The 13193-nt window shown below is 54.0% G+C and carries 15 protein-coding genes; 1 reads left to right on the top strand and 14 read right to left on the bottom strand.

What is annotated here, in order from left to right; genetic code table 11:
• Window positions 1–3: 3 nt before the first annotated feature.
• The 7 genes from MYS68_RS09625 to MYS68_RS09595 all read right to left on the bottom strand — a co-directional run bounded on the left by MYS68_RS09625 (window position 4) and on the right by MYS68_RS09595 (window position 6351).
• Window positions 4–1731, bottom strand: a complete 1728-nt coding sequence (locus MYS68_RS09625; RefSeq protein WP_248925631.1) for a sensor histidine kinase — start codon at window positions 1729–1731, stop codon at window positions 4–6.
• A 154-nt stretch (window positions 1732–1885) separates the two neighbouring features.
• Entirely contained in the window at window positions 1886–2158 is a 273-nt protein-coding gene (locus tag MYS68_RS09620; RefSeq protein ID WP_248925630.1) for a hypothetical protein, read from the bottom strand.
• A 59-nt stretch (window positions 2159–2217) separates the two neighbouring features.
• Window positions 2218–3006: a TIGR00266 family protein gene (locus tag MYS68_RS09615; RefSeq protein ID WP_248925629.1), complete on the bottom strand. Its 789-nt coding sequence runs from the start codon at window positions 3004–3006 to the stop codon at window positions 2218–2220.
• Window positions 3007–3030: 24 nt separating this feature from the next.
• Window positions 3031–4212, bottom strand: coding sequence for a formate-dependent phosphoribosylglycinamide formyltransferase (purT, locus tag MYS68_RS09610; RefSeq protein ID WP_248925628.1), 1182 nt, complete (start codon window positions 4210–4212; stop codon window positions 3031–3033).
• A gap of 414 nt (window positions 4213–4626) precedes the next feature.
• A complete protein-coding gene (locus tag MYS68_RS09605) occupies window positions 4627–5328 on the bottom strand; it encodes a pirin family protein (RefSeq protein WP_248925627.1) in 702 nt (233 codons plus the stop codon).
• Window positions 5329–5358: 30 nt separating this feature from the next.
• Entirely contained in the window at window positions 5359–5745 is a 387-nt protein-coding gene (locus MYS68_RS09600) for a DoxX family protein (RefSeq protein ID WP_248930862.1), read from the bottom strand.
• 432 nt (window positions 5746–6177) lie between these two features.
• Window positions 6178–6351: an aspartyl-phosphate phosphatase Spo0E family protein gene (locus tag MYS68_RS09595; RefSeq protein ID WP_248925626.1), complete on the bottom strand. Its 174-nt coding sequence runs from the start codon at window positions 6349–6351 to the stop codon at window positions 6178–6180.
• 234 nt (window positions 6352–6585) lie between these two features.
• On the opposite strand from MYS68_RS09595, the gene MYS68_RS09590 reads away from it, so the two are divergent.
• The gene (locus tag MYS68_RS09590; protein ID WP_248925625.1) at window positions 6586–7275 is read left to right on the top strand and encodes a response regulator transcription factor; all 690 of its coding nucleotides are present in this window, start codon (window positions 6586–6588) and stop codon (window positions 7273–7275) included.
• A 79-nt stretch (window positions 7276–7354) separates the two neighbouring features.
• On the opposite strand, the gene MYS68_RS09585 is transcribed toward MYS68_RS09590, so the two are convergent.
• The 7 genes from MYS68_RS09585 to MYS68_RS09555 all read right to left on the bottom strand — a co-directional run bounded on the left by MYS68_RS09585 (window position 7355) and on the right by MYS68_RS09555 (window position 13151).
• Window positions 7355–7690, bottom strand: coding sequence for a hypothetical protein (locus MYS68_RS09585; RefSeq protein ID WP_248925624.1), 336 nt, complete (start codon window positions 7688–7690; stop codon window positions 7355–7357).
• 83 nt (window positions 7691–7773) lie between these two features.
• The gene (locus MYS68_RS09580; protein ID WP_248930861.1) at window positions 7774–8430 is read right to left on the bottom strand and encodes a YhcN/YlaJ family sporulation lipoprotein; all 657 of its coding nucleotides are present in this window, start codon (window positions 8428–8430) and stop codon (window positions 7774–7776) included.
• 307 nt (window positions 8431–8737) lie between these two features.
• On the bottom strand, window positions 8738–9214 hold the full coding sequence (locus MYS68_RS09575) for a hypothetical protein (protein WP_248925623.1): 477 nt from the start codon (window positions 9212–9214) through the stop codon (window positions 8738–8740).
• Between the two features lie 55 nt (window positions 9215–9269).
• A complete protein-coding gene (locus tag MYS68_RS09570; RefSeq protein ID WP_248925622.1) occupies window positions 9270–9905 on the bottom strand; it encodes a trimeric intracellular cation channel family protein in 636 nt (211 codons plus the stop codon).
• 4 nt (window positions 9906–9909) lie between these two features.
• A complete protein-coding gene (locus tag MYS68_RS09565; RefSeq protein ID WP_248925621.1) occupies window positions 9910–10986 on the bottom strand; it encodes a Gfo/Idh/MocA family protein in 1077 nt (358 codons plus the stop codon).
• Window positions 10987–11080: 94 nt separating this feature from the next.
• Complete coding sequence (locus tag MYS68_RS09560; protein WP_248925620.1) at window positions 11081–11734, bottom strand: response regulator transcription factor; 654 nt, start codon at window positions 11732–11734, stop codon at window positions 11081–11083.
• A 52-nt stretch (window positions 11735–11786) separates the two neighbouring features.
• Window positions 11787–13151 carry a sensor histidine kinase gene (locus tag MYS68_RS09555; protein ID WP_248925619.1) on the bottom strand — a complete coding sequence of 455 codons (1365 nt, stop codon included), beginning with the start codon at window positions 13149–13151 and terminating at the stop codon, window positions 11787–11789.
• Window positions 13152–13193: the final 42 nt, after the last annotated feature.

Here is a 13193-nt window from a genome sequence, read left to right as displayed (position 1 = left end):
CGTTTATCCCTCGTTTCGATGAATCGGCAGCGTCAGACGAACCGTCGTCCCCTGCCGCTCTTTGCTGGTAACGTACATTTTGTAATCATCTCCGTAGTAGAGCTTGATCTTCTCGCGGATATGGCGCATGCCGATGCCGCTCATCCGCTCCTTCAGCTCGCGGGCTTCGGTGAGCCCCCCGCTCTCCTGCTGAATGCCGACACCGTTGTCCTCGACCTGGCAAAACAAAATGTCGCGCTCGATCCAAGCGCGGATCGTAATCAAGCCGTCCCGGCCGCTGGGCTCGATGCCGTGAATGATCGCATTTTCGACCAGCGGCTGTAAGATCATCCGCGGCACGAGGCAGCGGGCCGCAAACGGATCGATGTCGTAAACCAGCTTTACTTTGTCGCCGTAGCGAAAATTTTGAATTTCCATGTAATCCTTAATCAGGCCGATCTCTTCGCGAATTTCCAGAAAATCGCCCTTCTTGCCCAGGCTTGCCTGCAACAGCCGCACCAGCGCGCTGACCACCTCGGAAATTTGCGGCGTCTTATGCAGCTTGGCCACCCATTTGATCGTATTCAGCGTGTTGTATAAAAAATGAGGGTTGAGCTGATACTGCAGCGCTTCGATTTCCGCTTCTTTTTTCAGCGCTTCCTCGCGCTTCACCTGCTTGATCAGCTCCTCGACCCGGTTCAGCATCTGGTTGTAGCTCTCGCCGAGATCGTTCATTTCCTGCGTCCCGCGGGCCACCCAATACGCTTTCAAATCGCCGAGCTCCGCTCGCTTCATCAGCCCACGCAAATGACCGAGCGGCTTCGTTATGTATCTGGAGAATATGATCGAGCTCATGAGCGACAGCACGACAAGAACGGCAAAAATCGCGATCAGCGTGTCGCGAAGTCCCCGGAACGCGGATGTTGAAAAACCGTCCTTCACTGTGACCGCTGAAATCCACTCCGTCTCGTCCAGAGAAAGTTTTTTCTGCGAAACGATCTCGCTCTCGCGGAACAAAACATACGGCTCGGTACGCCGCAAATCAACCTGCGACTCTTCCGCCCGTGCGGGTTTCATTTGATAAAAGACGCTCCCTTTCGCATCGTAAAGCAGGTGATTGTCAAGCGGCCAGCGGCTCTGCGATTCGGCCAGCACCCTGCTCAAGTTGATCGCCGCAACGACGGTGCCTTTGACCGCGCTCGTCCTCCGGTCGTAAACGGGAATCGTCATTTTGACTATGTTCGTCAAATCGGCCCGTCCGCCGGCGTCGGCCGATTCCAGCAAGCGCTCGCTTTTTTTCAGCATCGCCGCCCCGTCCGAGGCCAGCAAGTAGCCTTGAAGACCGCTTTCATTTGTGCAAATCGCGTAGCCTGCTACATGAGAAGCAACGCACCAATCCGCGATAAATTTCGCTTGATTCATCTGCTGCCGCAGGCTCGCATCGATGTAATCTTTGAGTCCGCGCTCCTCCGGGTCACGGGTTCCGGCAAGATCAAGATAACGCTGGACGGCGTAATCGTTCGCCATATTCCGAGCCGTATGATCGATCTCGTTCAAAGCCCGCTTGAGCGCAAGCAGCATCTGTTCGTGCGATTGCTGGACATATGCGGCCAGTTCCTTCTGCGCGTACGTTCCGGCTTGCCGGTAAAACACCAAAATCGCGCACAGCAGCGGAATCGAGCCGACTAAAAGCAGATATAAAAGCAGCCTGGACTGAAAGCTGCCAAGCCGAATAGGAACGCGTGTTTTCATCTGTCACTCCGAGGCATCTGCATAGGTTTTATGTACAATCATTCGACACGGAGCGGCTTTTCCCTTTTTCCGGGTTGCTGCAAAAATAGCGTTTCATGGCAAAAAAAAAGCCTCCCCCAAACGCTTTGACAGCGTTCAGGGAAGGCTTTCAGATTTACTGTGGTGTACCGGCGATGCCGAGCGCCTGCGACGAAATATCGTCAATAAAACGCGTCATGCAGTTGCACAGAAAATCTTTCCGACAAACCGGGCAAGGTTCCTTATACAATCGGTTGATATGCGTAACTTTGACTTCGCCCGTCGCATCCTTCTCATACATGAGCCGGCATTCGGTGCGGTCCTTCAGCTTTGCGACGATTTCGAACAGTCCGTTTTTCGGATTGTTGCTGACGATTTTCGCGTCAACGACTTGCGGTTGGAAAGCCATCTGCTGCACCTCTTTTTACGAAAATAATTCAGAACGGGTTACATTGAATATTAGCTATTTTATCTGTCTCCGTCAAGCAGATTGCCGAGGCCGCCCAAAATACTGCCTTCCTCCTTGCGTCCTCCCGCCCCTGCCGCGGACAAAACGCGGTCGGCCAGCCGGCTGAACGGCAGCGATTGAATCCACACGCGGCCCGGTCCGCGAAGCGTGGCGAAAAATAGCCCTTCCCCGCCGAACAGCGCCGTTTTGATGCCTTTGACAAATTCGATGTCATAGTCGACATCCTGGGTCATCGCAACGAGACAACCCGTGTCGACACGGATCATTTCCCCATGTCCGAGTTCTCGCTCGCAAATCGCTCCGCCGGCATGGACGAAAGCGAGGCCGTCTCCTTCGATCTTCTGCATGATGAACCCTTCGCCGCCGAAAAAGCCGGTGCCCAGCTTGCGCTGAAAATCGATGCCGACCGACACGCCTTTGGCCGCACACAGAAACGAGTCCTTTTGGCAGATCAGCTTGCCGTTCAGCGTCGTCAGATCCATCGGCAAAATGCGGCCGGGATACGGGGACGCGAACGATACGCGCTCCTTGCCGTGACCCCGGTTCGTGAATACGGTCATAAACAGGCTCTCTCCGGTAAGGAGACGTTTGCCTGCGCCGAGCAGCTTGCCCATAAACCCTTTGTTGTCGCTGCTGCCGTCGCCGAAAATCGTCTCCATCTGGATATTGGCATCCATCATCATCATGCTGCCCGCTTCCGCGACGACGCTTTCACCCGGATCGAGCTCGATTTCCACGTACTGCATCTCGGAACCCGAGATACGGTAACCAATTTCATGAGCATTCATCGTAAAACCCTCCCATGAGGCGAATTATCCGCCGTATTCGACGCGCAGCGCCTGAGCCGCCTGAGCCGCCCTCGCCCGCGCTTCCTCCACCGTGTCCGCCGTGTTCAGAGCGACCGCCATCCGTCGGCCTACTTTCGTTTCCGGTTTGCCGAAAATGCGCACCTGCGTATTCGGTATCGCGAGCGCTTCCTCCAGGCCGCCGATGCGGAAATCGCCGCTCTCCTCCCATGCCTTCAGCGTATGGCTGGCGCCCGGCGTAAGCAGTCTGATCGTCGGAATCGGAAAGCCGAGAATCGCGCGGACATGCAGGGCAAACTCCGACAAGTCCTGCGTCGCCATCGTCACCATCCCGGTATCGTGCGGCCGCGGCGATACTTCGCTGAAATACACCTTGTCCTTGGCGAGGAACAGTTCGACGCCGTATATACCGGCACCGCCAAGCGCTTCCGTGATGGTTCTGGCAATGTTCTCGGCTTCGACAATCTGCCCGGGCGACATCGCATGCGGCTGCCATGACTCGATGTAATCTCCATCCTTCTGCACATGGCCGATCGGCGCGCAAAAAGACGTGCCCGATACGGAACGGACCGTCAGCAATGTGATCTCCGATTCGAAGTGGATGAATTCCTCGACGATAACGCGGGATTTTTTGGCGCGGCCGCCTTCCATCGCGTAATTCCAGCACTTTTCCACGTCATCTGACGTTCGGCATACGCTTTGCCCTTTGCCGGAGGAGCTCATGATCGGCTTGATCACGCACGGGGTGCCGATGTTCGCCACCGCCACCTTCAGCTCTTCCAAGCTGTCCGCGAATTCATAACGCGCAGTCGGCAAACCGAGCGTCTCGGCCGCAAGACGGCGAATCCCTTCGCGGTCCATCGTCAACCGCGACGCCGTGGCCGTCGGGATGACGCGGAAGCCTTGCTGCTCAAGCTCAACCAGCACCGGCGTTGCTATCGCCTCGATTTCCGGCACGATAAGGTCGGGCTGCTCGGACTCGATCAGCTTGCGCAGCGCCTCTTCATCCAGCATGTTAATCACGTAGGAGCGATGCGCCACTTGCATGGCCGGCGCATTCGCGTAGCGGTCGACGGCAATCGTCTCGACACCGAGCCTCTGCGCTTCGATAATCACTTCCTTACCCAGCTCGCCGGAGCCGAGCAGCATCATCTTGCGGGATGTTGCCGATAAAGGAGATCCGTACATCAAAATATGATTCCTCACTTTTCAAAAAAATGGGCCGATAAATGGTGCGGTTAACCAATCCATATTTTATCTTTTATTCTCGGGGAGAGCAAGGTAATCCCCCGACCACCCCCTAAATCCCCCTTCAAGGGGGACCCCAGGCGCTCAGGCGCCCTGGACCCGCCCGCTAATAGGAATTGCTCGCTTCTAGTTCGCGTTTGTCCGGCATGGATTTTTTGCTTCCGCTAAAAAATCTTATGCCGGACACGCTGTACTTTTAGTCCGATGCCTAGAAAGCCACTGCGAGCCTCGTCCTCGCGTATGGCTGCCACAGGTTATGCTTATCGCAAAACCTGTGGCAGCCACGCTTAACTTTTATCGCGAAAAGGCACCAACTAGAAAGAGCCCCCTTTGCGGAGGCTCCATTTTTAAAAATTACGCCATATCGATCAGCATAAACTCCGTCGGCTCGTTCGCCGTTAAGATCAGCTCGGTTACATTTTGAATGCGGGCTGTATCGCCGTTGTCCAACCGTTCCCCGCCGCCGAGAGTCAACGAACCTTTGATGACGAATACGTACATTCTGCGCTGCTCGGCTTGCTTATGGGCGACCGATTGCCCGTTTTCGAGGCTGGAGAGATACACACTCAAGTCTTGATGAATCGATAGCGCCTCGCCCTGGGGTTCGCCGGAGATGACCGGAAGCAGTTTGCCTGCTTGCTGCTCCTTGGAAAACCTTTTCTGTTCCCAGGATGGCTCCAAATCTTTATGTTTCGGCAAAAACCAAAGCTGCAGCAAACGCAGCGGTTCCGTCTTCGAATGGTTGTACTCCGAATGATAAATACCTGTGCCGGCCGTCATGCGCTGCACTTCTCCCGCTTCGATGACCCCTGTGTTGCCGAGGCTATCCTTGTGCTCCAAGGTGCCGTCGATCACGTAGGTCATAATTTCCATATCGGCGTGGGGATGCATGCCGAATCCGGTACCCGGCTGAATCACGTCGTCGTTAAATACGCGAAGAGCGCCGAAGTTGCGGTTGGACGGATCGTAATAATCGGCAAACGAAAAGCTGAATTTCGACAAAAGCCAGCCGTGGTCGTTGGTGTGACGTTCGGTGGAACGAATAATCTGCATCATAGTAGTGTCCCCTTTTCACGATGATTGTAATTAAAACAGCACGTAAGCTCCGGGTCCGATCAATGCTACGCCAAGCGCGACGGCGATCAGAATCAAGTTGTACTCGAAGCCGTTTTGCGTAACCCAGTAGCCGTTTGCTCCATGCACCTTAATGATAGCGACCAGCATCGTGACGATGATCGCCGCGGCGCCGATCCAAGTGAACACGCCTGCCGCAAAAAACAGTCCGCCGACCAGTTCGGCAAGGCCTGCAAGCAGCGCCATCGTCACCCCGGGCTTCATGCCGATCGATTCCAACCAGCCGCCCGTTCCTTTGAGGCCGTAGCCTCCAAACCAGCCGAACAGCTTTTGCGCTCCGTGTCCGGCAAACGTAAGGCCTACCACTAACCGAATAATAAGCAAACCAAGATCGATCATTGCCATCTTCCTTTCCCTCACTCAAGTTATTTACTTACTTTATGTAAGTATATTACAACGGATAGCTTACTTTTGTCAAGTAACTATCTCGATTTATTTTACTCTCGCTTTTACTATATGAGGGAATAGGCAAAGCAGAACAAAAAACCGGTCCCTACTCGAAGCAGACCGGTTCCGAAATATAAGTAACGGGGTAAAAGAACAATTCGTGCCCGCAGTGGGGACAACTTTTTTTATGATCCAGCCCGTTCAAAAACATCGCAAAAGAAAACGAGGATTCGTGATTAATCGTCTGAACTATATCCTCGTGGACGACATAATCGCAAGTGGGCGTGCTGCAGCACGCCTTGACTTTGTAACAGCTGCGCATCGACGGAACAATCCTTTCCTGGTAGTCTTCGCTTATTTTTCCCGGAAACAGCTGTTTTAAGACTAACCCGCACGCTGGGCGCGATATTCCTTCATGGCCGATAATATAAGCTCGTCCAGCTCCATGCTTTTTTGCACGACCTTCGGGTGGGTCAAACGCAACCCGCATTCGCAGACGAGACGGCTCAATTCTTCGATTCTGGACGCGATTTCCGTTTGCCGCTGCTCCTTGTTCATGTTAACCTTCCTCCTCATGCATTCGTCATCATCGCCGACATGCCATTAGAGCTTGTTCTCCCGTTTGTTTTCAGGTAAATTAAATATAGATACCGGAAAAATATACTAGCTTAGTCCAATTATTTCCGATTTATTTTAAAAAAGATCAAGTTTGCCGGTTAAAAATCAATTAATTTTTTTCACACTTTCTTAACAGTCGCGGTATTTCCAGTTTTCAGAGAAAGGGGTGAAGAAATGAACAAGCTGCTGCTGATCGAGGACGACCAAAGCATCTCCGATATGATAGCGATATATTTATCCGAGGAAAATTATGAAGTGTGCCGAGCCTATGACGGCGCGCAGGGTCTGGAACTGTTCGCATCGTGCGAACCGGACTGCATCATTCTCGATATTATGCTGCCTGATACGAACGGCATTCAGCTGTGCAAAGAAATTCGCTCCGTCTCGAACGTGCCCATTATGATCATTTCCGCTAAAAACGAAGTGTCCGAACGCGTAAACGCTTTAACGATCGGCGCGGACGACTATTTGTGCAAGCCGTTCAGCATGCGCGAGCTCGCTGCCCGAACAGGAGCGCTGCTCAGAAGATCGGCGCTTACCATGAAACATCCGACGCCTACGGATTCGCCCGAAGTGAAACCGATTCACCTGGATATGGACAAGCGATGTATCTACTTGAATAACCATCCTGTGGACACAACTTACTCCGAATTTGAAATGATGCGAAACTTCTGGTTATATCCGGGCAAGGTGTTCTCCCGCGAGGAGCTGCTCAATAAAATCCGCGGCATCGATTCGTTCGTGACCGAACGTTCCGTGGATGTACATATCACCAACTTGCGTAAAAAAATCGAGGAAGATCCGAAGGAACCGAAGTTTATCAAAACCGTCTGGGGTGTCGGGTATAAATTCGAAATGCCCTGAAATGCCGCTTTCCCTTTAAAAAAAGCAAATAAACCCCTTATGCTGTGCTGCATAAGGGGTTTTTGCCGGAGGTAACCGATTAGTGCTGCTGATATTGACCGTACTGATTGTAGCCTTGCCCTGCTTGCTGAGCGTTAGCGGCTAGCGTATTCACCGTTTGCTCCAGCTGGCGGCATACCCCAGCGATATGCTGCAGCTGCTGCATAGCTACCTGGTGGCCTTGCAGAGCGGTTTGGATGATTTGCACCGCCTGACGCTCTCTTTGCGCCAACTGCTCAAGCATTTGCGAATTTTGTTGTTCCTGCTGCAGCATCATTTGGTACTGTTGGCTTGATTGCTGCGTTTGCTGCATCAATTGATTGACGGCTTGCGTGCATTGATTGATTTGCTGGGAAATTTGCTGATTCATGAACATGTTCGGTTATTCCTCCTGAATTTTGGGTAGATGCGGCTATCGCCGAACATTATTATGGCCTGGCTTACCCGGTTTCATGTACATTATTTTCGGCTGTTGGCGTCCTCAGGAAATACATGCTGGACGAGCGTGTTGAATTCATTCCGGTAAGCGAGCCAGCTCCCGTTCCGCTTTTCCTGCTCGCCGTAAAATTGCACCCGTCCGAGGAAATTCGGATTCGCGGTTACAAACGCCCTCTGGATTTGCGGCGGCGACAAATCGAGCGCCCTCTTCGCGATCGTCTGGTTCATGCTTTGCGGCAGGCCGCCGGTGTCCGACCAATTGATCTGCAGTCCGGCATCGCTTCCGAACAATCCGCGGCCTCCCTTATCGGTAATCGCGTAGTCGTAAACGGCGGGTGTCGCCGTGCCGTTGCTTCCTTTCAGCTTAACCGCGACGTAAGCGTTCGTGTCGGTAAGCACGACTTGCGCCGCTTCGACGCCTTCCATTTTGGACAGTTCCTGGGAGATAGCCGGTGCGAACCGAACCGATTCGTTGTAATGCCGGTTCGTTTGATCGATTTGATCCAGCCCTACTTCTTCGCTGTACAGCTTCATTTTGTCGGCATCCGGCCGGTTTTTGACGCCCAGCGACGCATCTTCGTTGTTGCGGCTGTCGCGGTCGAACTGCGCCCGGTCGCTGTTTGCGCTCATCCCGGCGCCCGTCCCCTCCCCTGCGCAGCCGGTCAAAACCGATGCCATTATTGCCAAAACAAACCCCCATCTTGCGAGTAATCGCAGCATACATTCATCCCTTTCCAATTTTAAAAAGATATACAACTTTACATAGTTAGGATGAATGTTCTGCATGAAAAAAATGCGTCCGGCGACGAACAAATCCCCAAACGTGAAGTGAACCTTTGCAGCCGATTCCGAGTACTTTTGGGGGAGCCCCCGGTTATCCACAAAAATGAGCCATGCCTAATTTCCTAAGCAAAAAAAAGCATGTGCTGCGGGAAAGAACGTCACTCCCGGGCACATGCCTTTTTTTCATATATGGGTACACATCTTACTCCGGGTCGCGCAGCCGATCCGCATCCTCCAGCAGCTTGCGCACCGCGTTCTCGTCCACGGCACCTTGCGTCTTGAATTTAAGAAGCATTTCCTTCAGCTGTTTCCCGACCTCGGCGCTTTCCCGCTCATCGTCCAAATATCCGGGATCGAACCAAACATAATCCCCTTCCGGGCCGTTCCGCAAAAAAGCGCGTTTCCAATGGTCCGGATACGTATAAGGCTGATCTGAAAACATGATACCGAGCACATCGTCGTTTTCCAGCGGAAGCAGTTGGTGAAATACTTCCTCCTGGCCTCCGGCCGCTATATCCCGGTGCAAGTAAGAATAATGCAAATAGTGATCGCCTGTATCGCGGTCCTTCGCGATTTCGTAAAGCTCCAATTCTCCGTCAGACAGCGTTTTGACCGTTTCCAGCCTTTCCTGCAGCTGATTTGAAGACACCTTTTTCATATGATGAAAAGATAAGTTCATGAGGATACCCGCTTTCTGCACGCACGTTACTGGATAATTGCCGACCGATTGGCCGTTACGGCATCCGTTCCAACGAGGAACGCAAGGACCGGCGGGGAAGCCGCCATTTGAAATACACCGACATCATGCGCAGTGCGACGACGCCGATGAAAAGGACGAGCAGCGGAATCGCGCCCTGAAGCCAGCCGAGGCCTATGGCGAGACCCGCTCCCATCGCCCAAACGGCATAAATTTCATCGCGCAGCACGAGCGGCTTGCGCCCGGCGAGCACATCGCGGATGATGCCGCCGCCGATGCCGGTCATGACCGCGGCAACGATGACGGCACTGACGGGATGATGCATATTGACCGCATACAGCGCGCCTTGAATGGAAAAGGCCGACAGCCCGACAGCATCGAACAGCGACTCCCACGTCTTCCAGCGGTTGATCCAGCTGACCGGCAAAAAAAACACTAGAGCGGTGGCGATCACCGCCGTTTTCAAATAAAGACCTTGCGACCACAGCGTTGTCACCGGTACGCCGATCAGCAGATTGCGCACGACACCGCCTCCGAACGCCGTCACCAGGCCAAGCACGAATACGCCCAATATATCGTATTCTTCTTCCATCGCAACGACCGCCCCGCTCACGGCAAAAGCGACCGTGCCGATGATGCTGAACAAATTCAGATTTAGCTGCAGCAGATCCATTGCGTTACAAGCTCCAATCCAGCTTCACTTCGCCGCCGGTTCGGGAAGACTCATAGATCGCTTCGAGAATAAGGCTGTTCGTATACCCGGAAAGCGCCGAAGTGAGCGGCTCTTTCCCTTCCTGCACGCATTCGATGAAATGACGCGCCATGCGGACTCGCGGCCCTTCGTCGCCCTCCGGCGTCACTAACTCGACGTCGGCGGTGCGATCGAACAGCTCGGTATGCAGCTTGCCCTTCGCTCCGCGCATCGAGGCGCCGCCTTCCGAGCCCATCAAATAAAGGAACGGGCTGGAGTCGAGCATTTCCGTGTGCGCCGCCCAGCTCACGTCAAGCGACAAGGTAGCGCCGTTATCGAGCTTGATCAGTGCCGTCGCCAAGTCTTCGACATCGTAGATGCCGTTCCAGTTCGGGAAACCCCAGGTGCCGATCCCTTTCTTTTTCGGGCCGAACTCGGCATATGTGGAGCCGAAGACCGATACCGGCTTCGCGTCGCCGATCAGATGCAGCGACAAATCGATCATATGCACGCCGATGTCGATCAGCGGCCCGCCGCCGGACTGCGCCATCTGCGTAAACCAGCTGCCCCAGCCGGGAATGCCTTTGCGGCGCAGCCAACCGGTTTTCACATTGTAGATGCGGCCGAGCGCTCCTTTGTCGATCTGCTGCTTCACCTGCAGGCTGAGCCATTCCCAGCGCATCTGGTGCGCGAGCATGAGCGTGTGGTTCGACTGGCGATGAACCTGCACGATCTCTTTGGCCGCCTGCGCATTTATAGCCATCGGCTTCTCCAGCAGCACATGCTTGCCGGCCTGAAGCGCCGCAATCGCGATCGGCGAGTGGAACTGGTTCGGTACTGCGATGATGACGGCATCGACGTTCGGGTCCTCCAAAAGCCGCTCGTACGAATTGTGAACGGCGGGAATGCCGTATTGCTGGGCCCGCTGCTCGGCCATCGGCAAATAAGTATCCGTGATCGCGGTGATGGCCGCCTCCGGGATTTGGTTTAACGTCTGAATATGCACGTTGGCAATGTTTCCGGCTCCGATCAGGCCGAAGCGGAGTTGTGCGCTGCTGCTCATTCTGTTTTCAAACCTCCGTGAACGTGTATAGTAAATTGCTTCGATCCTACTATATCATATCCGCAGCACCGTAACACCATTTCGCCGCCGCAGGCTACAATATGCCCATATCCTTCGCCTTTTGCGCCGCTTCCTTGCTGCTTTTGCCCCCCAGCTTGCGCAAAATGTTGCCGACATGCACCTTGACCGTTCGGATCGAAATGAAAAATTTGTCGGCGATCTGCGTCTGCGTATGCCCTTGTTCGATCATGCCGAGCACCTGAAGTTCGGTCGGCGTCAACAAATTTTTCAATTCCTTGATCCGCACCTCGTGTTCAAGCGTTTTCAGGCGGCGGAATTCCTGGCGCATTTTTTCCGCGACACTCGGATGAATGGCCGTCCGGTTCCGGTATGCATTGCGCACCGCTTCGGGAATTTCTTCGAAATTCGATTTCACCATGTAATCGACGGCGCCGACCTTAAACGCTTCGAAAATCAGTTCCTGCTCCTCCATCGACGAAAGCATGATCACCTTGGCCCCGGTGCACTGCACGATTTCCGCCGTCGCCCAGATACCTTCCGGGCTGTTCGACATCATCATGTCCATCAGAACGACATCCGCTTCGGTCCGTTCCATCAGCTCAACGGCGCCTTGCCCGGAATCGGCCGTGCCGACAATTTGAATATCCGGCTGTGCCGCCAGATACGAAGACAATCCTTTCAGCCAATCGGGATCGTCTTCGACGATCACTACCCTTATATTATCCATCGATTCCCCTCCGAAAATATGGTCGCCGTCTTCCGCCGCCTTCTGTGATCCATCAGATCAGCTTGCGTTTTTTGGAAAACTGAATGGACACAGTCGTACCTAGCCCAGGCTTACTGGCGATTTCCATGCTCCCCTTGTGCTTTTGAATCACATTATAGCAGTATGACAGGCCGAGGCCAAAGTTCAGCTTTTTCCCGGACTTCGTCGTATAAAACGGATCGAAGATGCGCTTCAGCTGCTTTTTGTCCATCCCGTGGCCCGTATCCTTGATTTCGAGCGCAATGCTGCGTTTTGTTTCGTACAAACGGACATGAAGCTTGCCGCCTTGAGGCATCGCTTCGGCCGCGTTTGTGAGCAGATTCGTCATCACCTCGCCGAGCTGTGCGCGATCTCCGACGAACGGCTTGTCGTAATTCAGCTCGGTCGTCACCTTGATGCCCGCCAGCTCCTGCCCGGTCGTTCGCAGCGTTTCCTCGATCAAAGCGTCGAGGCGCAGCTCTTCGAGCTGCAGACTGACCTCCTGGGTCTGATCTTGTATCCGGTAAATCATATCATATATGTGCTGCGACGCCGCCATGATCACATCGATGTCGGCGCTGAGCGAAGCATTGCCGGAAGCGGCCGCTTCGGCTTTAATTTTTTGCGTGAACAGCTTGATTTTGCCAACATCGTTTTTGATCGCGTGATTCAAAATCGCCGTTCCCGAAGTGATCGCCCGCAGCGTATAATCGAGCTTCTGGTTGCGGATCGAAATTTGCAGCCCCATAAAGCCGTATCTGAGGCTGGAGACCAGGATGACGGCAAGCGTGAACGCGATGACCCACGCGTTGTATCGCCAATACTCGTACACGCCGAAATACGCCGGCAAAATGTACAGCGTAAACATCGCGAACAGCAGGGTCGGCGCGGCCGCGAGCATCGTCAGCATGCGCGTTTTGCGCAGAAACGAATTGCGTTCGCGGAAAGCGGCGACGGCCAGCAGCGCCACTCCGGCCAAAATGTACGGTGTCGTCCAAAACGTAACGTAATCGTATGGGATCGGTTCCGTCCCTCGCGGCTGAAACGCGAAAGAAGCAGCCAGCGGCACGAGCAGCAGGACCGGTATGGCGCGCCGGAGTGTGCGGGACGGATTCCACGGGGAATAGACGATAGCAAACATCAAAAACGTATAAGGAAGTCCGTAGTAGCAAATGCGCGAGCAGGTCAGCTCGAGAATCCATAACGCCTGAGCGGCTTGATCGGTATACCACCCTCTCTGAACGAAATCAGGAACTATAGTCTCGGCAATGACCGCCGACAATCCTCCGGAGCCGCCGGTAAACGCAATGCTGCTGATCCAGCGGGTTGTCGGCCGCTTCGGGTCCGTGACGAGCAGCAGCAGGCCGACGGTCCACAAGCCGATCCAAACGAATAACATGGGTTTCCTCACCCCTATTTTTTCCGTGTGAGCATTCTTTTT

Source organism: Paenibacillus hamazuiensis, from assembly GCF_023276405.1.
Classification (GTDB): Bacteria; Bacillota; Bacilli; order Paenibacillales; family NBRC-103111; genus Paenibacillus_AF; species Paenibacillus_AF hamazuiensis.
Note: the sequence above shows the minus strand (reverse complement) of the source record. Positions and strands in the feature narration are given on the sequence as shown.